Origin of the sequence: Pseudomonas brassicacearum (genome assembly GCF_000585995.1) — a bacterium.
Lineage (GTDB): Bacteria > Pseudomonadota > Gammaproteobacteria > Pseudomonadales > Pseudomonadaceae > Aquipseudomonas > Aquipseudomonas brassicacearum_A.
Map to the genome: position 1 here is coordinate 1,379,060 of NZ_CP007410.1, position 21,261 is coordinate 1,400,320.

The 21,261-nt window shown below is 59.8% G+C and carries 21 protein-coding genes; 17 read left to right on the plus strand and 4 right to left on the minus strand.

The features are described 5' to 3' along the window. The first annotated feature begins 149 nt into the window (after positions 1 to 149). The 5 genes from CD58_RS05900 (at position 150) to ispD (ending at position 5,279) form a co-directional block, all read left to right on the plus strand. Positions 150 to 1,781, plus strand: coding sequence for a CTP synthase (locus tag CD58_RS05900; RefSeq protein ID WP_025212126.1), 1,632 nt, complete (start codon positions 150 to 152; stop codon positions 1,779 to 1,781). 4 nt (positions 1,782 to 1,785) lie between these two features. Then, complete coding sequence (kdsA, locus tag CD58_RS05905) at positions 1,786 to 2,631, plus strand: 3-deoxy-8-phosphooctulonate synthase (protein ID WP_025212127.1); 846 nt, start codon at positions 1,786 to 1,788, stop codon at positions 2,629 to 2,631. Positions 2,632 to 2,835: 204 nt separating this feature from the next. Then, a complete protein-coding gene (eno, locus tag CD58_RS05910; protein WP_025212128.1) occupies positions 2,836 to 4,125 on the plus strand; it encodes a phosphopyruvate hydratase in 1,290 nt (429 codons plus the stop codon). Between the two features lie 171 nt (positions 4,126 to 4,296). After that, entirely contained in the window at positions 4,297 to 4,575 is a 279-nt protein-coding gene (gene ftsB / locus CD58_RS05915; protein ID WP_025212129.1) for a cell division protein FtsB, read from the plus strand. Then, positions 4,572 to 5,279 (plus strand): 2-C-methyl-D-erythritol 4-phosphate cytidylyltransferase, encoded by a 708-nt coding sequence (ispD, locus tag CD58_RS05920; RefSeq protein ID WP_025212130.1) that lies wholly within the window; start codon positions 4,572 to 4,574, stop codon positions 5,277 to 5,279. Before ftsB ends, ispD begins: the two co-directional genes overlap by 4 nt. 176 nt (positions 5,280 to 5,455) lie before the next feature. Here ispD and CD58_RS05925 read toward each other — a convergent pair whose 3' ends face one another. Then, positions 5,456 to 6,352, minus strand: a complete 897-nt coding sequence (locus CD58_RS05925; protein WP_025212131.1) for a LysR substrate-binding domain-containing protein — start codon at positions 6,350 to 6,352, stop codon at positions 5,456 to 5,458. A 108-nt stretch (positions 6,353 to 6,460) separates the two neighbouring features. Here CD58_RS05925 and CD58_RS05930 point away from each other — a divergent pair, with 108 nt between their 5' ends. From CD58_RS05930 to rpoS, 8 genes are all read left to right on the plus strand, one after another. Then, entirely contained in the window at positions 6,461 to 7,573 is a 1,113-nt protein-coding gene (locus CD58_RS05930) for an S-(hydroxymethyl)glutathione dehydrogenase/class III alcohol dehydrogenase (protein WP_025212132.1), read from the plus strand. An 8-nt stretch (positions 7,574 to 7,581) separates the two neighbouring features. Further along, positions 7,582 to 8,427 (plus strand): S-formylglutathione hydrolase, encoded by an 846-nt coding sequence (fghA, locus tag CD58_RS05935; RefSeq protein ID WP_025212133.1) that lies wholly within the window; start codon positions 7,582 to 7,584, stop codon positions 8,425 to 8,427. A 43-nt stretch (positions 8,428 to 8,470) separates the two neighbouring features. Next, positions 8,471 to 8,944, plus strand: a complete 474-nt coding sequence (gene ispF / locus CD58_RS05940; protein WP_025212134.1) for a 2-C-methyl-D-erythritol 2,4-cyclodiphosphate synthase — start codon at positions 8,471 to 8,473, stop codon at positions 8,942 to 8,944. Beyond that, positions 8,941 to 9,999, plus strand: coding sequence for a tRNA pseudouridine(13) synthase TruD (truD, locus tag CD58_RS05945; RefSeq protein ID WP_025212135.1), 1,059 nt, complete (start codon positions 8,941 to 8,943; stop codon positions 9,997 to 9,999). The genes ispF and truD overlap by 4 nt, the downstream gene beginning before the upstream one ends. Further along, the gene (surE, locus tag CD58_RS05950) at positions 9,987 to 10,736 is read left to right on the plus strand and encodes a 5'/3'-nucleotidase SurE (protein ID WP_025212136.1); all 750 of its coding nucleotides are present in this window, start codon (positions 9,987 to 9,989) and stop codon (positions 10,734 to 10,736) included. The genes truD and surE overlap by 13 nt, the downstream gene beginning before the upstream one ends. 41 nt (positions 10,737 to 10,777) lie before the next feature. Then, positions 10,778 to 11,413 carry a protein-L-isoaspartate(D-aspartate) O-methyltransferase gene (locus CD58_RS05955; protein WP_170862085.1) on the plus strand — a complete coding sequence of 212 codons (636 nt, stop codon included), beginning with the start codon at positions 10,778 to 10,780 and terminating at the stop codon, positions 11,411 to 11,413. 226 nt (positions 11,414 to 11,639) lie between these two features. After that, the gene (locus tag CD58_RS05960) at positions 11,640 to 12,488 is read left to right on the plus strand and encodes a peptidoglycan DD-metalloendopeptidase family protein (protein WP_025212138.1); all 849 of its coding nucleotides are present in this window, start codon (positions 11,640 to 11,642) and stop codon (positions 12,486 to 12,488) included. 106 nt (positions 12,489 to 12,594) lie between these two features. Beyond that, complete coding sequence (gene rpoS, locus CD58_RS05965; RefSeq protein WP_003198289.1) at positions 12,595 to 13,602, plus strand: RNA polymerase sigma factor RpoS; 1,008 nt, start codon at positions 12,595 to 12,597, stop codon at positions 13,600 to 13,602. Between the two features lie 511 nt (positions 13,603 to 14,113). Here the strand turns inward: rpoS and fdxA are convergent. The 3 genes from fdxA to CD58_RS31185 all read right to left on the minus strand — a co-directional run bounded on the left by fdxA (position 14,114) and on the right by CD58_RS31185 (position 17,876). Beyond that, the gene (fdxA, locus tag CD58_RS05970; RefSeq protein WP_025212139.1) at positions 14,114 to 14,437 is read right to left on the minus strand and encodes a ferredoxin FdxA; all 324 of its coding nucleotides are present in this window, start codon (positions 14,435 to 14,437) and stop codon (positions 14,114 to 14,116) included. Between the two features lie 142 nt (positions 14,438 to 14,579). Further along, on the minus strand, positions 14,580 to 17,147 hold the full coding sequence (gene mutS / locus CD58_RS05975) for a DNA mismatch repair protein MutS (protein WP_200868906.1): 2,568 nt from the start codon (positions 17,145 to 17,147) through the stop codon (positions 14,580 to 14,582). Positions 17,148 to 17,708: 561 nt separating this feature from the next. Then, positions 17,709 to 17,876, minus strand: a complete 168-nt coding sequence (locus tag CD58_RS31185) for a hypothetical protein (RefSeq protein ID WP_200868907.1) — start codon at positions 17,874 to 17,876, stop codon at positions 17,709 to 17,711. A gap of 644 nt (positions 17,877 to 18,520) precedes the next feature. On the opposite strand from CD58_RS31185, the gene CD58_RS05985 reads away from it, so the two are divergent. From CD58_RS05985 to CD58_RS06000, 4 genes are all read left to right on the plus strand, one after another. After that, positions 18,521 to 19,255 carry a LexA family transcriptional regulator gene (locus tag CD58_RS05985; protein ID WP_025212141.1) on the plus strand — a complete coding sequence of 245 codons (735 nt, stop codon included), beginning with the start codon at positions 18,521 to 18,523 and terminating at the stop codon, positions 19,253 to 19,255. Between the two features lie 545 nt (positions 19,256 to 19,800). Beyond that, entirely contained in the window at positions 19,801 to 20,229 is a 429-nt protein-coding gene (locus CD58_RS05990) for a hypothetical protein (RefSeq protein WP_025212142.1), read from the plus strand. Positions 20,230 to 20,359: 130 nt separating this feature from the next. Continuing rightward, complete coding sequence (locus tag CD58_RS05995) at positions 20,360 to 20,710, plus strand: phage holin family protein (RefSeq protein WP_025212143.1); 351 nt, start codon at positions 20,360 to 20,362, stop codon at positions 20,708 to 20,710. A gap of 36 nt (positions 20,711 to 20,746) precedes the next feature. Beyond that, complete coding sequence (locus CD58_RS06000; RefSeq protein ID WP_025212144.1) at positions 20,747 to 21,259, plus strand: hypothetical protein; 513 nt, start codon at positions 20,747 to 20,749, stop codon at positions 21,257 to 21,259. The last annotated feature ends 2 nt before the right edge of the window (positions 21,260 to 21,261 follow it).

Sequence of the window (21,261 nt, forward strand, 5' to 3'; positions counted from 1 at the left end):
CGTACCGGTGATTTCACTTCCGGTCTGTCCCAACGCGGCGGTTTTTTTGAAAGGTGCACTGTGATTAATGCAGGTGATCGGGGGCTTCGGCCTTCCTTCGCTTTCCCCGGCGGCTCGGACCGCTTTAACGCAGACTTCTAGGGTTTTTCATGACGCGCTACATATTCGTCACGGGCGGTGTTGTTTCTTCATTGGGGAAAGGCATTGCCTCGGCTTCATTGGCGGCCATCCTGGAGGCGCGGGGACTTAAGGTCACCATGCTCAAGCTGGACCCGTACATCAACGTTGACCCGGGCACCATGAGCCCGTTCCAGCACGGTGAAGTGTTCGTCACCCACGACGGCGCCGAGACCGACCTGGACCTGGGCCACTACGAGCGGTTCATCCGCACGACCATGACCCAGAACAACAACTTCACCACCGGCCGTGTCTACGAACACGTGCTGCGCAAGGAGCGGCGTGGTGACTATCTGGGCGCAACCATCCAGGTCATCCCGCACATCACCGACGAAATCAAGCGCCGCATCATCAAGGGTGCTGGCGACGCCGACGTGGCGATGGTCGAGATCGGCGGTACCGTGGGCGACATCGAGTCCCAGCCGTTCCTCGAGGCCATCCGCCAGTTGCGTTTCGAAATCGGCGCCAAGCGCGCGATGCTGATGCACCTGACCCTGGTCCCATACATCGCCACCGCTGGCGAAACCAAGACCAAGCCCACCCAGCACTCGGTCAAGGAACTGCGCTCCATCGGCCTGCAGCCAGACGTCCTGATCTGCCGCTCCGACCACCCGATCGACATCTCTTCGCGTCGCAAGATCGCCCAGTTCACCAACGTTGAAGAGCGTGCGGTCATCGGCCTGGAAGATGCCGACACCATCTACAAGATCCCGGGCATCCTGCACTCCCAGGGCCTGGACGATTTCGTCGTCGAGCGTTTCGGCCTTCAGTGTGCCGGCGCCGACCTGTCCGAATGGGAAGCCGTGGTCGATGCCAAGCTCAACCCGGAGCACGAAGTCACCATCGCCATGGTCGGCAAGTACATGGAGTTGCTGGACGCCTACAAGTCGCTGATCGAGGCGATGAGTCACGCCGGCATCAGCAACCGCACCAAGGTCAACCTGCGCTACATCGATTCCGAAGACATCGAGAACCAGGGCACCGGCCTGCTCGAAGGCGCCGATGCGATCCTCGTGCCGGGCGGTTTCGGCCTGCGCGGTGTGGAAGGCAAGATCACCGCGGTGCAGTACGCTCGTGAAAACAAGGTGCCTTACCTGGGCATCTGCCTGGGCATGCAAGTGGCGGTCATCGAGTTCGCCCGTAACGTGCTGGGCTGGAAAGACGCCAACTCCACCGAATTCGATCGCGCCAGCGGCCATCCGGTCGTGGGGCTGATCACCGAGTGGGAAGATGCCACCGGTGCCGTGGAAGTACGTACCGAAGCCTCCGACCTGGGCGGCACCATGCGCCTCGGCGCCCAGGATTGCCTGCTCGAAGCCGGTTCCCTGGTGCATGACTGCTACGCCAAGGATGTGATCGTCGAGCGTCACCGTCATCGTTACGAAGTGAACAACAACCTGCTGCCGCAACTGATCGAGGCCGGCCTGAAAATCTCCGGTCGTTCCGGTGATGGCGCGCTGGTGGAAGTGGTCGAGGCCCCGGATCATCCATGGTTCGTCGCCTGCCAGTTCCACCCCGAGTTCACCTCGACGCCACGGGACGGTCATCCACTGTTCAGCGGCTTCGTGAAAGCCGCGTTGGCTCAACACCAGAAAAAGGCATAAAACGATGGCCCAGAAGATCATTCGCGTCGGCGACATCGAGATTGCCAACGACAAGCCCATGGTGCTGTTCGGCGGCATGAACGTGCTGGAAAGCCGCGACATGGCGATGCAGGTCTGCGAGGAATACGTGAAGGTCACCCAGAAACTGGGTATTCCTTACGTCTTCAAGGCCAGCTTCGACAAGGCCAACCGCTCGTCCGTGACGTCTTACCGTGGCCCAGGCCTGGAAGAGGGCATGCGGATCTTCCAGGACATCAAGCAAGCCTTCGGCGTGCCGATCATCACCGACGTCCACGAGCCGGCCCAGGCCGCGGCCGTCGCCGAGGTCTGCGACATCATCCAACTGCCGGCCTTCCTGTCGCGCCAGACCGACCTGGTGGTCGCGATGGCCAAGACCGGCGCGGTGATCAACATCAAGAAAGCCCAGTTCCTCGCCCCCCAGGAAATGAAACACATCCTGAGCAAGTGCGAAGAGGCCGGCAATGACCAGTTGATCCTCTGCGAGCGTGGTTCGAGCTTCGGCTACAACAACCTGGTGGTGGACATGCTCGGCTTCGGCATCATGAAGCAGTTCGAATACCCGGTGTTCTTCGACGTGACGCACGCCCTGCAAATGCCTGGCGGTCGTTCCGACTCCGCAGGCGGGCGTCGCGCCCAGGTGACTGATCTGGCCAAGGCTGGCATGAGTCAATCCCTGGCGGGCCTGTTCCTCGAAGCCCACCCGGACCCGGACAACGCCAAGTGTGACGGCCCTTGTGCCCTGCGCTTGAACAAGCTGGAGCCTTTCCTGTCTCAGCTCAAGGCGTTGGACGAGCTGGTCAAGGGTTTTCCGACGATAGAAACCGCGTAACGCGGTTTTCTCCGGTAAAGTACCGCTCGATTATCGCTCTGGCCTGCGGGCCGCACCGTTCTTGAGGGCACGCCTTGTACCCTGTGGCGAGGGAGCTTGCTCCCGCTGGAGTGCGAAGCGCTCCCATTGAGTTCAAGTCGTGTCGCAGCCGAGTGGGAGCTAGCTTCCTGCAACGTTCTAGTCAACTTTGGAGTGTTTACAACAATGGCAAAAATCGTCGACATCAAAGGTCGTGAAGTTCTCGACTCCCGTGGCAACCCCACTGTTGAAGCGGACGTGCTTCTCGACAACGGCATCATCGGCAGCGCCTGCGCGCCGTCCGGTGCTTCCACTGGCTCGCGCGAAGCGCTGGAGCTGCGTGATGGCGACAAGAGCCGTTACCTGGGCAAGGGCGTGCTGAAAGCCGTCGCCAACATCAACGGTCCGATCCGCGACCTGTTGCTGGGCAAGGATCCTGCCGACCAGAAAGCCCTCGATCACGCGATGATCAAGCTCGACGGTACCGAAAACAAAGCCACCCTGGGCGCCAACGCGATCCTCGCCGTGTCCCTGGCCGCTGCCAAGGCCGCTGCCCAGGACCAGGACCTGCCGCTGTACGCGCACATCGCCAACCTCAACGGTACGCCGGGCGTGTACTCGATGCCGGTGCCAATGATGAACATCATCAACGGTGGCGAGCATGCCGATAACAACGTCGACATCCAGGAATTCATGGTGCAGCCGGTGGGCGCCAAGTCCTTCTCCGAAGGCCTGCGCATGGGCACCGAGATTTTCCATCACCTCAAAGCCGTGCTGAAGGCCCGTGGCCTGAGCACTGCCGTTGGCGACGAAGGCGGTTTCGCACCGAACCTGGCGTCCAACGAAGACGCGCTGAAAGTGATCTCGGAAGCTGTGGCCAACGCCGGTTACAAGTTGGGCACCGACGTGACCCTGGCCCTGGACTGCGCCGCCAGTGAGTTCTACGAAGACGGCAAGTACAACCTGTCCGGCGAAGGCCAGGTATTCACCGCCGAAGGTTTCGCCGACTACCTCAAGGGCCTGACCGAACGCTACCCGATCATCTCCATCGAAGATGGCCTGGACGAGTCCGACTGGGCCGGCTGGAAAATCCTCACCGACAAGATCGGCGAGAAAACCCAGCTGGTGGGTGACGACCTGTTCGTGACCAATACCAAGATCCTGAAAGAAGGCATCGACAAGAAGATCGCCAACTCGATCCTGATCAAGTTCAACCAGATCGGCACCCTGACCGAAACCCTGGAAGCCATCCAGATGGCCAAGGCCGCAGGCTACACGGCTGTGATCTCCCACCGTTCCGGCGAAACCGAAGATTCGACCATTGCCGACCTGGCCGTGGGCACTGCGGCAGGCCAGATCAAGACCGGTTCGCTGTGCCGTTCCGATCGCGTTTCCAAGTATAACCAACTGCTGCGTATCGAAGAGCAGTTGAACGGCAAGGCCAAGTACAACGGTCGCGCCGAGTTTCGCGGTTAAGCAGTAAATGGTAAAAAGACAGCGGATTGTGTCGAAAAGGTCGCCCTGGCGGCGGTTTTGCCTCTAATCTGATGCCTTATCAAGCACAAGCCTGGTTTTTCCAGGCTTCGTGCTATCAGACGTTTCAAAGTTTGGCATGGCTGTCTTTTTTCACTGGATACCTGATATTCGATGCGCAGTCCCAATTGGTTGTTTCTCGTCTTGCTCCTGTTGCTGGCTGGCCTGCAGTACCGCCTGTGGGTGGGTAATGGCAGTCTGGCGCAAGTGGCCGACCTGACTCAGCAAATAGCCGACCAGCACGCTGAAAACGAAGCATTGCTGGAGCGTAATCGGGTGATGGACGCCGAGGTCAGCGAGTTGAAAAAAGGCATGGAGACCGTTGAAGAGCGGGCTCGTCATGAATTGGGCATGGTCAAGGAGGGTGAAACCCTCTACCAGTTGGCCCAATGAGTATCCGTTTGCCGGCCTTCTGGGCCGTGATTCCTGCCGCGGGCGTCGGTGCCCGTATGGCCGCGGACCGTCCCAAGCAATACCTGCAACTGGGCGGACGCACTATTCTTGAACACAGCCTCGGCTGTTTCCTCGACCATCCCACCGTCAAGGGCGTGGTGGTCAGCGTTGCACACGATGATCCCTATTGGCCGACCCTGGCCTGTGCCAATGACCCGCGCATCCAGCGCGTGGACGGTGGCGAACAGCGTTCGGACTCGGTGCTCAACGCACTACTGCATCTGCACGAGCAAGGCGCCGACGATTTCGATTGGGTGCTGGTGCACGACGCCGCCCGGCCGAACCTGGCCCGGGACGACCTGGACACCCTGCTTGGCGAACTGGCAAACGATCCGGTCGGCGGCCTGCTGGCAGTCCCGGCCCGCGATACCCTCAAGCGCGTCGACAAACAGGGTCGCGTGCTGGAAACCGTCGATCGCAGCGTGATCTGGCAAGCCTACACGCCGCAGATGTTCCGCCTCGGCGCCTTGCATCGAGCCCTCGCCGACAGCCTGGTGGCGGATGCGCTGATTACCGATGAAGCGTCTGCCATGGAGTGGGCGGGGCAGGCGCCACGGTTGATCGAGGGGCGGGCCGATAACATCAAGATCACTCGGCCGGAAGATTTGGAGTGGTTGCGCCGGCACTGGGCGGGTCGTCGCTGATCAACTTCTGATCAGTTCCAAGACCGTGTCGCGCCCATCGCGAGCAAGCTCGCTCCCACACGGGATCTCGGTTGTTCACAAAATAGCTATCCACTGAGGTCAAGTGTGGGAGCGGGCTTGCCCGCGAAGGCGATAGTACAGGCGCCGGATAAACCACGGACAGAAACCGGCCGAGCCTAACCCCGATACTCCGGTCGCTGCGCCAACCCCTCTTTCAAGTACTCCACCAACTTACGCACCTTCGGCGACAGATGCCGCTGCTGCGGATACAGCGCCCAAACGGCTGTGTTCGGTGGTTGGTGTGCCTCCAGCAACGATATCAACGCACCGCTGTGCAAATGCTCCAGCACGTAATAATCCGGTAACTGACACAACCCCACACCTTGCAGGGCCGCGTCCAATACCGCTTGCCCACTGTTGCAACGCCAGTTTCCCTGTACCCGCTGGGAAAATTCTCGCCCGTTTTGCTCCAATTGCCAGATATCGGAGCTGCCAATCAGGCAGTTGTGACGGCTCAATTCCGACAAGCTATGGGGCCGCCCGTACCGCTCCAGGTAAGAGGGTGAAGCGCACAGGTACATGCGCCGCGGTGCCAGGCGCGTGGCAACCAGCCGTGAGTCCTGCAGGCGCCCCAGGCGAATCGCCAAGTCCAGCGATTCGTGAACCAGGTCGAGAGGGCGGTTGCTCAGTTCAATGTCCACCCGTAGCTGCGGGTAAAGTCCCATGAATCGCGTCACCAGCGGCACGATGAACCGCTCGCCGTAGGCCACGGCACAGGTCATGCGCAGCATGCCCTTGGGTTCGCTGGTGAGATCGCCCACTGCTCGCAGGGCTTCTTCGCGTCCGTCCTGAAGGCGTTGGCAATGCTGCAAAAAGGTCTGGCCGGCCTCGGTCAACGTGACCCGGCGGGTACTGCGATAGAGCAGTCGTGTCTGTAAGCGCTCTTCAAGCCGTACGATTTGTCGACTGATGTGGGAGGAGGAAACCCCAAGACGCTCCGCAGCCGCCGTGAATTGGCTGCATTCGGCCACGGCGACGAACTCGTCGATCCCTTCCCAGCGGTTGTCCGACATGATTGATTATCCCTGTACAGCAATAATGTTTTGCTTTTGGCTGGATTATTCATCGTCCGGCGGAGGATTACACTCCCGGTCTTGTTTTTATTTCACTGGAGAGACCGGATGATCAAGTCGCGCGCTGCCGTTGCCTTCGAGGCCAAGAAACCCCTGGAAATCGTTGAAGTCGACGTCGCCATGCCCAAGGCGGGCGAAGTGCTGTTGCGCGTGGTGGCTTCCGGTGTCTGCCACACCGACGCCTACACCTTGTCGGGCGCCGACCCGGAAGGGATCTTCCCGTCGATCCTCGGCCATGAAGGCGGTGCGATTGTCGAAGCCATCGGTGAAGGCGTGACGTCGGTCGCGGTGGGCGATCATGTGATTCCGCTGTACACGCCGGAGTGCGGTCAGTGCAAATTCTGTAAGTCGGGCAAGACCAACCTGTGTCAGGCGATTCGCGCCACCCAGGGCAAAGGCCTGATGCCGGATGGCACTTCGCGCTTTTCCTACAAGGGCGAGACGATTTTCCACTACATGGGCACCTCGACCTTCTCCGAATACACCGTGCTGCCAGAAATCTCCGTCGCGAAAATCCCCAAGGAAGCGCCGCTGGAAAAAGTCTGCCTGCTGGGCTGTGGCGTCACCACCGGTATCGGCGCGGTACTCAACACCGCCAAGGTCAAGCCGGGTGACACCGTGGCCATTTTTGGCCTGGGCGGCATCGGCCTGTCGGCAGTGATTGGCGCCGTGAAGGCCAAGGCATCGCGCATCATCGCCATCGACATCAACCCGGCCAAGTTCGAAATCGCCAAGCAACTGGGCGCCACCGATTGCGTCAACCCGAAAGACTTCGACCGTCCGATCCAGGAAGTCATCGTCGACATGACGGATGGCGGCGTGGACTTTTCCTTCGAATGCATCGGCAATGTCCAGTTGATGCGTGCCGCGCTGGAGTGCTGCCACAAGGGCTGGGGCGAGTCGGTGATCATCGGCGTGGCCGGGGCCGGCCAGGAAATCGCTACCCGTCCATTCCAGTTGGTGACGGGGCGCGTCTGGCGCGGTTCGGCATTCGGCGGCGTGCGCGGTCGCAGCGAGTTGCCTAGCTACGTGGAAATGGCCGAGAAGGGCGAAATTCCGCTGGATACTTTCATCACCCATACCATGGGCCTGGAAGATATCAACAAGGCGTTCGACCTGATGCACGAAGGCAAGAGCATCCGTACCGTTATTCATTTCTGAGGTCGGTCATGAGCCTTGAAAACATTTCCTGCCAGAAAAGCTTCGGCGGCTGGCACAAGCGTTACCGGCATCGTTCCGAAGTGCTCGGGTGTGACATGGTGTTTGCCGTGTACCTGCCGCCGCAAGCCGAGCAGGGCGGCAAATTGCCTGTCCTGTACTGGTTGTCCGGGCTGACCTGTACCGATGAAAACTTCATGCAGAAGGCCGGTGCCCAGCGCATGGCCGCCGAGTTGGGGTTGATCATTGTCGCGCCCGACACCAGCCCCCGTGGTGCCGATGTACCGGGCGATCCGGACGGTGCCTGGGACTTTGGCCTTGGCGCAGGCTTTTATCTGAACGCCACGCAAGATCCATGGGCGCGGCACTATCGGATGCATGACTACGTGGTGCAGGAATTGCCGGAGTTGGTCGAAGCGCATTTCCCGGCCTCGGATAAACGCGGTATCAGCGGTCATTCCATGGGCGGGCATGGCGCATTGGTTTGCGCCTTGCGCAACCCGGGGCGCTATCGTTCGGTGTCGGCCTTTTCGCCAATCAACAATCCGATGGATTGCCCATGGGGCCAGAAGGCCTTCTCTCGCTACCTGGGGGAAGATCGCTCGAAATGGCGCGAGTGGGATGCCTGTGCATTGATCGCCGAAGCTGACGAGAAGTTGCCATTGCTGGTGGATCAGGGTGATCGCGATGACTTCCTGGCCAACCAGCTCAAGCCTGAAGCCCTGCGCCAAGCGGCCAAGTCTGCCGGCCATCCGCTGGAGTTGCGCTTGCAACCGGGCTACGACCACAGCTACTTCTTCATTGCCAGCTTTATCGATGAGCACTTGCAACATCATGCACGCGCTCTAAACGTCTAATGCAGGTAGAATCACGCCCTGACAAAAATCGGGGCGTTTTTTTATGCGTATTGGCCACGGCTACGATGTTCACCGTTTCGCTGAAGGCGACTTCATTACTCTGGGCGGCGTGCGTATTGCACACGGCTTCGGGCTGCTCGCGCATTCTGACGGTGATGTCCTGCTGCATGCCTTGAGCGATGCATTGCTCGGCGCGGCTGCCCTGGGTGACATTGGCAAGCATTTCCCGGACACCGACCCGCAATTCAAGGGTGCCGACAGCCGCGTGCTGCTGCGTCATGTGGTTTCGCTGATCCACGCCAAGGGCTGGAAAGTCGGCAATGTCGATAGCACCATCGTCGCCCAGGCGCCGAAAATGGCGCCGCACATCGAATCGATGCGCCAGCTGATTGCCGAGGATCTTCAAGTTGAGTTGGACCAAGTGAACGTGAAAGCCACCACCACCGAGAAGCTTGGCTTCGTCGGTCGCGAGGAAGGCATTGCCGTCCATAGCGTTGCCTTGTTGCTGCGCCCATGACTGAACTGGAACTGTTGGGCCCACGTGCCTACGGCGAGCCGCTGGGCAGTGCGGTACTCAAGGCCATCGCTGAAGACTTCCAGGTCGATGAAGTGCTCGACATCCCGTTGACCGGCGATGGCGAGCATTTGTGGATCTGGGTGGAAAAGCGCGGCTTGAACACGGAAGAGGCCGCCCGGCGAATTGCCAAGGCCGCCGGCGTGCCGTTGCGCACCGTCAGTTACGCCGGCCTCAAGGACCGACAGGCCCTGACTCGGCAATGGTTCAGCGTCCAATTGCCGGGCAAGGCCGACCCGGACCTGTCGACGGCAGAGAATGACACGCTGAAGATCCTCAAGACCGGCCGGCATAAACGCAAACTGCAACGCGGCGCTCACTCGGCCAATGGCTTCACCTTGCGCCTGACCCAGTTCAAGGGCGACGTGGCGGCCATCGATGCTCGGCTGCAACAGATTGCTCGCCAGGGCATCCCCAACTATTTCGGTACCCAACGGTTTGGACATGACGGCGGCAATGTCGTCGATGCCCGTGCCTGGGCGGCGCGCAAGGCCTTGCCGGAACAGCGCAACGTGCGTTCGCGGCTGTTGTCCACCGCCCGCAGTTTCCTGTTCAACCGGGTACTGGCGGCGCGGGTGGCCGACGGCACCTGGCAGCAGGCGCAGGTCGGCGACTTGCTGGCCTTCACTGACAGCCGCAGCTTTTTCCCGGCGGGCGAGGCTGAATGCAGCGATCCACGCCTGGCGATCCTCGATCTGCACCCGACCGGGCCGCAGTGGGGCGAAGGGCCTTCGCCTACGGCTGGCGCGACCTTTGAGCTGGAACAGGCCGTCGCCGAGCGCGAAGCCGATTTGCGGGATTGGTTGATAAACGCGGGAATGAGTCACGAACGTCGCATCCTGCGACTGCCCATTGGCGGGCTGTCGTGGCATTATCCCCAGCCTGACATTCTGCAACTGGAATTCGTCCTTCCGGCCGGATGCTTCGCCACTGTCTTGGTGCGCGAACTCGTCGATCTGGTGCCGGTGGGGCAGACGGACAGCTCATGCGTATTCTGATTTCTAACGACGACGGGGTGACAGCACCCGGTCTTGCCGCGCTTTATGCTGCGCTGGCGGATTTTGCCGAGTGCGTGGTAATCGCTCCGGACCAGGACAAAAGCGGCGCCAGCAGCTCGCTGACGCTCGACCGTCCTTTGCACCCCTGCTATCTGGATAACGGTTTCATCAGCCTCAACGGGACACCGACCGATTGCGTGCACCTGGGCCTCAACGGCTTGCTGGAGCGCGAGCCGGACATGGTGGTGTCGGGCATCAACCTGGGCGCTAACCTGGGTGATGATGTGCTGTATTCCGGCACGGTCGCTGCCGCCCTGGAAGGTCGCTTCCTGGGGAAAACGTCGTTTGCCTTTTCGTTTGTTTCGCGGCAGGTGGATAACTTGCCGACCGCCGCCTACTTTGCTCGTAAATTGGTCGAAGCCCACGGTGAGCTGGACCTGCCACCGCGCACGGTGCTGAACGTGAACATCCCGAACCTGCCGCTCGATCACATCCGTGGCATCCAGCTCACGCGCCTGGGGCATCGCGCCCGCGCTGCCCAGCCCATGCACGTGGTCGATCCGCGGGGCAAGGCCGGTTACTGGATCGCCGCCGCCGGTGATGCCGAGGACGGTGGGCCGGGCACTGATTTCCACGCGGTGATGCAAGGCTACGTCTCAATCACGCCGTTGCAGTTCGACCGTACCTTCAACGACGCCTTTCGACATCTCGATGGCTGGCTGGAGGGGCTGCGCTGATGGCTCGTGAGCAAGACGATATGATGCGCCGCGGTATTGGCATGACCTCCCAACGCACCCGGGAGCGGCTGATCCAGCGGCTTTACGAAGAAGGCCTGTCCAACGCCCAGGTGTTGGAAGTGATTCGCCGCACGCCACGGCATTTGTTCGTCGATGAAGCCCTGGCCCATCGAGCCTACGAAGACACGGCGTTGCCGATCGGCCACAACCAGACCATTTCCCAGCCTTATATGGTGGCCCGCATGAGCGAGTTGCTGTTGGAGGCGGGGCCGTTGGACAAGGTGATGGAGATCGGCACGGGGTCGGGCTATCAGACGGCGGTGTTGTCGCAACTGGTGGAGCGGGTGTTTTCCGTCGAGCGGATCAAGGTCCTGCAGGACCGTGCCAAGGAGCGCCTGGTCGAGTTGAACCTGCGCAACGTGGTGTTTCGCTGGGGCGACGGGTGGGAAGGCTGGCCGGCCTTGGCGCCTTACAACGGCATCATTGTGACCGCCGTCGCCACTGATGTTCCCCAGGCCTTGCTGGATCAGCTAGCTCCCGGTGGGCGCCTGGTGATTCCGGTGGGCGCCGGGGAGGTCCAGCAGTTGATGCTGATCGTGCGTGAAGAGCATGGTTTTTCGCGACACGTTCTCGGTGCGGTGCGCTTTGTACCATTGCTCAATGGACCATTGGCCTGAGCATTTATAAACAGACGCTGAATTCCGTGGCATGGGTTGTGTCTTACAGCGGCATCGATAGGTTAAATGCTGATTTGTTAAACGGCGTTCAACGGTGTCGAGCAAACGTGTGCGACCACCCTTCGCGCTTCCTTTATAGAGGTGCGGTCATGGTCAGTAGTATCGGTAGCACCTCTGCCTGGACAGGCAGTTTTCCATTTTTCAGCCACCACAAAGGGAGCGGCGGGTGAGTCTCACAGTCATTGCGCAGCGTATGGGTATCACGAGCTTTCAGCGCCTGGTGACTGGCCTTGTCTTGAGTACCTTGCTGGTCGGTTGTTCCAGTACACAGTCGGGTAACGTCCGGGTCGTCGATCGCAATAACAATGCGGCGCCGCAACGTCCTACAGTAACGACCGGTCAGTATGTAGTCCGTCGCGGCGATACGCTGTTTTCCATCGCTTTTCGCTACGGTTGGGACTACAAAGCCCTCGCGGCGCGCAACAACATTCCTGTGCCTTATACGATCCATCCGGGTCAGACAATTCGCTTTGACGGCCGTAGCGGCTCAACGCCTACCGCTGTGGTCACGCAGTCGGATTCGTCGGCTTCATCGTCGAGTAAAACCACGGTCATTCGCCGACCGGCGGGGGCTGCAACGGCAACAGTACCGTCCGTCGCGAGCAAACCTGCCCCCGCGCCGATGCCTCCCGCAGGCCCCGCCCCGACAGGCTGGGGATGGCCTTCTAATGGCGTTCTCATTGGAAAATTCTCTTCAAACGGTAGTTTGAATAAAGGAATTGATATCGCCGGGGATTTGGGACAGCCTGTTTTAGCCGCGTCTGATGGCACGGTTGTGTACGCCGGGAGTGGTTTGAGGGGCTACGGCGAACTCGTGATCATCAAACACAGCGATACCTACGTCAGTGCCTACGGTCACAACCGCAGGCTGTTGGTTCGGGAGGGACAGCAGGTCAAGGTCGGACAGACAATTGCCGAAATGGGCTCAACGGGAACGGACCGGGTGAAACTGCACTTTGAGATTCGCCGACAAGGTAAACCTGTAGATCCGCTGCAATTCCTGCCACGTCGTTGATTTGATTGCCAGCCTGTTCCGTCACGTAGAGGGAACAGGCTCCAGCGTTGCCAAGGATAAAGGCGTCGCTTGAGCTTGAGGTCGAACTCACCAAAGGACTATAACAATGGCTCTCAGTAAAGAAGTGCCGGAGTTTGACATCGACGATGAGGTTCTCCTTATGGAGACCGGCATCGCTATGGATTCGATGTCGAATGATGAAGGGGCGACTCCACCTTCCGTTCGTGCCAAATCCAAACACTCCGCTTCACTTAAACAACATAAGTACATCGATTACACCCGGGCGCTCGACGCCACTCAGCTGTACCTCAACGAAATCGGTTTCTCGCCGCTGCTCTCTCCCGAGGAAGAAGTTCATTTTGCGCGCCTGTCGCAAAGTGGCGACCCGGCCGGTCGAAAACGCATGATTGAAAGTAACCTGCGCCTGGTGGTGAAAATCGCCCGACGCTACGTCAATCGCGGGCTTTCGCTGCTGGATCTGATCGAAGAGGGCAACCTGGGCTTGATTCGCGCCGTCGAGAAATTCGACCCCGAACGAGGCTTCCGTTTCTCGACCTACGCCACGTGGTGGATCCGCCAGACCATCGAACGGGCGATCATGAATCAGACCCGGACGATCCGGTTGCCGATTCACGTGGTCAAGGAGCTGAACGTCTACCTGCGGGCTGCCCGTGAGTTGACCCAGAAACTCGACCATGAACCCTCACCCGAAGAAATCGCCAACCTGCTGGAAAAACCGGTAGGTGAGGTCAAGCGCATGCTTGGGCTCAACGAGCGGGTTTCTTCGGTAGACGTCTCGCTGGGGCCGGACTCGGATAAAACCTTGCTCGACACCCTCACTGACGACCGCCCCACCGACCCGTGCGAGTTGCTTCAGGACGATGATCTGTCCCAGAGCATTGACCAATGGCTGTCGGAGCTCACGGACAAGCAACGGGAAGTGGTGATTCGCCGCTTCGGCTTGCGCGGTCATGAAAGCAGCACCCTTGAAGATGTAGGCCTGGAGATTGGTTTGACCCGTGAGCGCGTCAGGCAGATCCAGGTGGAAGGCCTCAAGCGTCTCCGGGAGATCCTGGAGAAGAATGGCCTCTCGAGTGAGTCGCTGTTCCAGTAACGAACGCAAGTGCAGCAGCAAAAGCCCCGACTGGTTCGGGGCTTTTTCGTTTCTGAGCAGATGTATTGAGCACTCAACGCTATGCGTTCCTCAGATTTCTCTATTTATAGATTCAGCGTGTAAGCCTTTGCCTAGTGTTGCGTAAGCGTTCGGATTCCCGCGCACGGGATAGACGACTATAAAGGCTGTCGTATCTTTTTAACTTGCTGATTTATAAGGTTATTTAGTTTGTGGCTGTATCATGACAGAGACAGTCGACCGAGGCAGGCGAATTGCGCTCGGCTGGGAAAACACTAATATCAGTCCTGTGTCGACGGACAGACACACCCGTCACGGACGATGGGGAAGGAAGGACATCGCAGGACGCGATTCATCAGGACGATGAATAGGATTAAAGGGATTAGGGAAAAAATGTGGGCGGGTCAAACCGCCCCTTTTTTTGCCTGCGATTTCTTGAGTCCGGAAAAGCAAAAAGGCCCGCAAGGGGCCTTTTCGATGAGCGCAGGAACGATCAGCGTTCGAGGTCTGCGAGCTTGCCAGTCTTGCCATCCCACTCTTCGGCGCCCGGCAGCGGGTCTTTCTTCTCGGTGATGTTCGGCCAGATGTCCGCCAGTTCGGCGTTCAGCTCGATGAAATTCTCCATGCCAGCGGGCACTTCATCTTCGGAGAAGATGGCCACGGCAGGGCATTCCGGCTCACACAGGGCGCAGTCGATGCACTCGTCCGGGTGAATGACCAGAAAGTTCGGGCCTTCGTAGAAGCAGTCCACCGGACAGACTTCTACACAATCGGTGTACTTGCACTTGATGCAGTTGTCGGTGACGACGAAGGTCATTTCTAATTCTCTCCTCAGGCGGCGGCAGCGGAACCCCTTTACGGTGGGCTCGCCAGGTTCGGGAGCGATAGTCTGCAGACCAGGCTAATTGCCTGCAGCATCCCAAACCGCGCGAGATTCTAACAGCTTGAAAGCCTGTGCGTTAGATCCGTGTCTTCAATGTATAGAGTAAATCCAATGCCCGACGCGGGGTCAGGTCGTCCAGATCGAGCTTGGCCAGTTCATCGAGCACCGGGTGCGGCAGGCTGGCGAACATATCGCTTTGCTGCGGTGCGACCGGTTTGCCCTTGGTTGGGCGTGGCGCTTCGTGGGGCAGGCTGGTGGTTTCCAGGCGGCTCAGGTGCTCGCGGGCACGGCTGATCACTTCGCTGGGTACACCGGCCAGTTGCGCCACCGCCAGGCCGTAGCTCTGGCTGGCCGGGCCGGGCAGCACATGGTGCAGGAACACGATGCGCTCGTTGTGCTCGGTGGCGTTGAGGTGCACGTTGGCCACCAGTGGCTGGCTTTCCGGCAGCACCGTCAGTTCGAAGTAGTGCGTGGCGAACAGCGTATAGGCCCGCAGGTGCGCCAGCCGTTCGGCCGCCGCCCAGGCCAGGGACAGGCCGTCGAAGGTGCTGGTGCCGCGCCCGACTTCGTCCATCAGCACCAGGCTGCGTTCGGTGGCGTTGTGCAGGATGTTCGCTGTTTCGCTCATTTCCACCATGAAGGTCGAGCGCCCGCCGGCCAGGTCATCACTGGAGCCGATCCGGGTGAAGATCCGGTCCACCAGGGACAATTCGCAACTGGCCGCCGGCACGAAGCTGCCGATGTGGGCCAGCAGCACGATCAATGCGGTCTGGCGCATGTAGGTGGATTTACCGCCCATGTTCGGGCCGGTGATCACCAGCATGCGCGTGTTGTCGTCCAGGCTCAGGTCGTTGGCCACGAACGGCGTGGTCAGCACCTGCTCGACCACCGGGTGACGACCCTGGCTGATACGCATGCACGGCTCACTGACGAAGCGCGGGCAGTTGAGGTCCAGGTTTAGCGCGCGTTCGGCCAGGTTACTCAGCACGTCCAGTTCCGCCAGGGCACCGGCGGTGTCCTGCAACGGCGGCAATTGGCTGATCAGGTCTTCGAGCAGCGCTTCGTAGAGCATTTTTTCCCGGGCCAGGGCACGGCTCTTGGCCGACAGCGCCTTGTCTTCGAAGGCCTTGAGCTCCGGGGTGATGAAACGCTCGGCGCCCTTGAGGGTCTGCCGGCGGATGTAATCGGCCGGGGCCTGTTCGGCCTGCTTGCTCGGCAATTCGATGAAATAACCGTGGATACGGTTGTAGCCGACCTTGAGGTTGGCCAGGCCCGTACGGGCTTTTTCCCGGGCTTCGAGGTCGATCAGGAACTGGCCGGCGTTTTCGCTCAGCGACTGCAGCTCGTCGAGTTCGGCGTCATAGCCGGTTTTCAGCACGCCACCGTCGCGGATCACCGCCGGCGGGTTGTCGATGATGGCTTTTTCCAGCAGCGCGGCCAGGTCCGGGTAGGTGCTGGTGGTGCGCGCCAGTTGCTGCAGGTGCGGCGCTTCGAGGTCGGTCATCGCCACTTGCAGCTCGGGCAAGGCGCCGAGGGCATCGCGCAGGCGCGCCAGGTCTCGGGGGCGGGCGTTACGCAGGCCGATACGGGCGAGGATCCGCTCGATATCACCGATTTCCTTGAGCTGCGGTTGCAGTTGCTCGAAGCGATAACGGTCCAGCAGGCAGGTGATGGAGGTCTGGCGCGCCAGCAGCACCGTCAGGTCCCGCAGCGGACGGTTCAGCCAGCGGGTGAGCAGTCGGCTGCCCATGGCGGTCTGACAGCGGTCGACCACCGATTGCAGGGTGTTGTCGCGCCCGCCGGCCAGGTTGGTGTCCAGTTCCAGGTTGCGGCGGCTTGCGCCGTCCAATACCACCGTGTCGTCCAGGCGCTCGTGACGCAGGCTGCGCAAGTGCGGGAGGGCGGTGCGTTGGGTTTCCTTGGCGTAGGCCAGCAGGCAGCCGGCAGCGCCGATGGCCAGGGTCAGGTTCTCGCAACCGAAGCCCTTGAGGTCCTGGGTGGAAAACTGTTGGCAGAGACTTTTCAGCGCCGAATCACGCTCAAAATCCCACGGCGCCCGACGACGCACGCCACGGCGTTTTTCCGCCGGCAGGTCTTTGGGCCAGTCGTCCGGGATCAGCAGTTCCACCGGGTTGACCCGCTCCAGCTCCGCCAGCAGGTTTTCCCAGCCCTTGATCTCCAGCACCGAGAAGTTGCCGCTGGTGATGTCCAGCACCGCCAGGCCGAACAAGCGTTCATCCCCCAGGACTGCGGCGATCAGGTTGTCCCGGCGTTCATCCAGCAAGGCCTCATCGCTGACCGTACCCGGGGTGATGATCCGCACGACTTGGCGTTCTACTGGCCCTTTGCTGGTGGCCGGGTCGCCGACTTGCTCACAAATCACTACGGACTCGCCGAGCTTGACCAGCTTCGCCAGGTAACCTTCCGCCGCGTGGTAAGGAATCCCACACATCGGAATCGCCATGCCTGCCGATTGCCCACGCGCCGTCAGGGTAATGTCCAACAACTTGGCGGCCTTCTTCGCGTCCTCGTAGAAGATCTCGTAGAAGTCGCCCATGCGGTAGAACATCAGCTGATCGGGGTGCTGATTCTTCAGGCGCCAGTATTGCTGCATCATGGGCGTGTGGGAGGACAGATCGTTCACGGCTGTATTCATCGGTGTCAGGGAAGCTCGTTGAAAGGTGTGGGGCAAAAGGAGGGGCATTGGCCCGGCTTTTCCGCGATGGGCGCAAGGTTAACATGGGTGGTCGGGGGGGACCCAGGCGTGAGTGGTTTTTGGGATTGTGTGAATATCCGTTGCTGCGGTAATGGCTGCTGACGGTTCCGCTCTTACAGCGGCTCACTTTTGAGAAGCGCAAAAGTAAGCAAAACGCTTTAGCCCCACCACTCGGTGCCTCGCCTAGGCTCGGCATGCCTGAACGAAGGCATTGCTCCGTGGGCCGCCGCGAAGGGCCATCCATGGCCCAGCGCGGCTAACCCGGCATCCATGCCGGGTTGCCCACTGCGCAATACCTTCGTTCAGCCAGCGTGGTTAACGGGGCGCCGAGATCAACGTCCACCGCGAGGCGGCCTGATAGCCGACCTGGTTCTTGGTGGGACCGCGTTCCCCCTGTGGGAGCGGGCTTGCTCGCGAAGGCGGCACCGCAGACGATGAAAATGTTGGACGGCATTACGACACTTGATCGGGCTCTCTTGAACCTGGAGATCAGGCTCGTTTTACCTCGGCTTGCATCATCACCAGATTCTGCTGCTTGGTAGCCTCGGCCAATACCTTGCGGTAAACACGCTTCTTTTCCTTCGATTTTGCGTTACGAATGAAATCAGCAAAGGGGCGTTTGACTCCTTTAGACAAGCCTTGCTTGATCGAAATCATAGTGCGCTCCCGATGGCTGTTCATTGGCGCTCCAGCGCGAAGCGCTCACTCGCGACTAAACGAGGGGTGGCAGCTGTACGCAGGTTAGTCGACCGGGGATCCAAGGAACCGGCGCGCCCGAGGGCGCCCTGCGCACAGCTACCATCAAGTGCAGGAATAGAAGTACCTGACTGAATGGAGCAATGAGCACCTTGGAATACCGAGCGACTAAACCCGATCACTGATGGGCAGTGACGAGAATCAAAGTACCGATGGGATCCAAGGTGGACAAGCCGGCGGATTCTGGCGTAGTCGTAGGCAGAGGCGCAAGGCGATGTAGCCTGGTGTCGCACATTTGAAGGAAGCGGATCGAGGGATTTCCCAAGAAGTTGTAGGGGAAATTCCCCAATTCAAGGATTGAATTGAACCTGTGGCGAGGGAGCTTGCTCCCGCTGGCGTGCGGAGCGCGCCCAAAAGGACTGAGCTCAATTCGCCGAATGCTCAGTGATTGGAGGTTTTTTGGGGCTGCTGCGCAGCCCAGCGGGAGCAAGCTCCCTCGCCACGGTGGATCGGGCCGACCTTGAGTGAGTGGTTTCTTCATCGATATGCATGATTATGCAAAACAGCATTTGTCTTCTGCGAAAAGAACAAGCACTATGCGCGTTATGCAAAAACGCAACGTTTCATCCGTATTAAGAGCATTGCTCGATCAGCACGGGATCTCCCCCACGGAGCTTCACCGGCGCACTGGCGTGCCTCAGTCCACCCTCTCGCGGATTCTCAGCGGCAAGATCGTCGATCCTTCGGATAAACACATCTCGAAGATCGCCGAGTACTTCGCCGTGAGCACCGACCAGTTGCGCGGGCGCGCGGACGTTGCGCTCGCTGGCAATAGCCGCCGCGTCGAGTCGCATTCCGAACTCAAGGACATAAGCCTGTGGGATGACGAAACGCCCGTCGAGGAAGACGAGGTGTCGGTCCCTTTTCTGCGTGAGGTTGAATTGGCTGCTGGATCAGGAAGATTCGTCATCGAGGAAAGCGAGCGCTCAAGCCTGCGCTTTGGCAAGCGCAGCCTGCGGCATAACGGCGTGCAGTTCGACCAGGCCAAATGCGTGACGGTACGCGGCAACAGCATGTTGCCGGTGCTGCGCGACGGTGCCACGGTCGGAGTGAATGCGGGCAAGTGTGGGATCGGCGACATCGTCGACGGTGACCTCTACGCCATCAACCACAACGGCCAACTGCGGGTGAAGCAGCTTTACCGCTTGCCTACCGGCATTCGACTGCGCAGTTTCAACCGCGATGAGCATCCGGATGAGGACTACACCTTCCAGGAAATGCAGGATGAGCAAATCGTCATCCTCGGCCACGTCTTCTGGTGGGGCATGTACGCCCGTTAACCCCTTCGCTGTCAGATAAAACCCGCCACCGTGCGGGTTTTTTTTCGCCCCTGAAAATCGCCTAACCCCCGTATCCATTGAGTGGTGATGCGCTGATGCATTAGTCGCGCATAAATAAATGCATTTGCGCATTGACTGTGTATGCATCCATGCATATTCTGTGTCCAAGCCGCTCGACAAAGCGGCTGGCAACAAAGCTCTTTAGTTCCACCAACAGGCAGCGATGAACCGGCCTTAACGGTTCAGAGGGTTGGCAACTGACCCGGGTGTGCAGCGTAAAGCACCAGAAGCAGTTATCCGGCGGGCAGGGACCGCGGTCGGAAAAACAATTTGAATGGATCCGTACCGCGCCAGTCGCGCCGAAAGATCAAGCGCATTACTGAAAAGCCTGGGCAACCGGGCTTTTTGGAATGCCTCTGTCGTGAGGCACTTCAAATTAGTAAGGAGATTTCCATGCGCTCGCTTGTGAAGGCTAAGGAGGTGTTCAGATAAAAACGTGTATCGACGTTCTCAAAAAATCCACTCATTTAAAGGGAAGTAAACTAATGAAAAAATTGTTCAGCGTGTTGATCGCAGCCGTCCTGGCTACCCAAGCCATCCAAGCCATTGCCGAAACCTCACCTGTCGGTTCCTGGCAATTCGCTTCCTACCATGTTCCGGGCGGCGGTTTTTATGCCAACCAAACGATCTGTTTCAAAGAAGACAATACCTGGTACTCGAGCTCCCAGGCCGGCTGGAAGGGCGCATGGTTCCAGAACGGGGACGATCTCCAATGGAACGGGAGTGTGCCAATGCCGGGTGCAGGGAGCGCCAACAATCTCGCGACCATTGCCATGGGTAAGTTCGTTGTCGCAGGTTCGATGTCGGGTAACTACGCGGAATGGGCAGCACCCAGTGCGCTACCGCTGCCTTGGGACAAGCACTACACCTACACCATGACTTACAAAGGCGTGACCTGCGCTGCGCCAAAGTGATGTCAGCCTTCAATGGCCTGACAAACGTTTGAACGGCGTTTCTAGTGACTTAATGGGTTGCAACGCCCCACCTCTCTTTCAACTTCAAACAACTTCCCCGCCCAATCTTAATCACCCCAGGAAACGAGACATGACAAACGAGCAACAAGCGTTGCTGGACATGCCGATCTGGCTGGTCATCGTGCTCGCCCTGGTGGGCGGGGTGTCCGGCGAGATGTGGCGCGCCGACAAGGAGGGCGCTCGTGGCTGGCCGTTGCTGCGCCGCGTGGTTCTGCGCTCCGGCGCCTGCGTGGTCTGCGGGGTTTCGGCAACCATGCTGTTGTACGCCCTCGGCATGTCGATCTGGAGCGCCTGCGCCCTGGGTTGCCTGACTGCCATGGCCGGTGCCGATGTGGCCATCGGTCTATACGAACGCTGGGTCGCCAAGCGGATCGGCGTTTGCGAGGTGCCACCGCGAGACCTTCCGCCCGATCAGCCGTGAATCGACATCGTTGATCCATACAAAAGGAGGCGATCAATGCCCGTCCTCATCGAAAAACCGTCGCAGCTGTTCGCCGCCATTGCCCAGATGCTGCGCGCCACTCACCCCACCTTGAAAGTCGGCAGTCCCCAGGATTTCGATGGCACCGACGACCAACCCTGGGTGCTGATTGCCATTGAGCGTGATGCGTCCGGCAACCGCGCCAATGACGGGCGTATCGCCCATGTCCTGACGGTTTCCTTGCAAGTGGTCATGGCCGTTCCAGGATGGGAGGCCTGCGATCTGGCCGGTGAATTGAAGCACCTGGTCGTGGATAACCGCTGGGGCCTGTCGGGCGATCAATGCGATCTGCCCTCGGAAATCGATGGCATCGCATCCACGTTCATCCACGAAGCCCGGGTGTACAGCGCCTGGACCCTTTCCTTCAACCAAACCCTGTACCTCGGCCCAACGCTGCTGGAGGACCCGCTGGGCATCCCGAAATTTGCCCGTACCTGGGAAGTGTCGGACATCGACGACCCGGATCAATACACAACACTCGAGGCCTGACC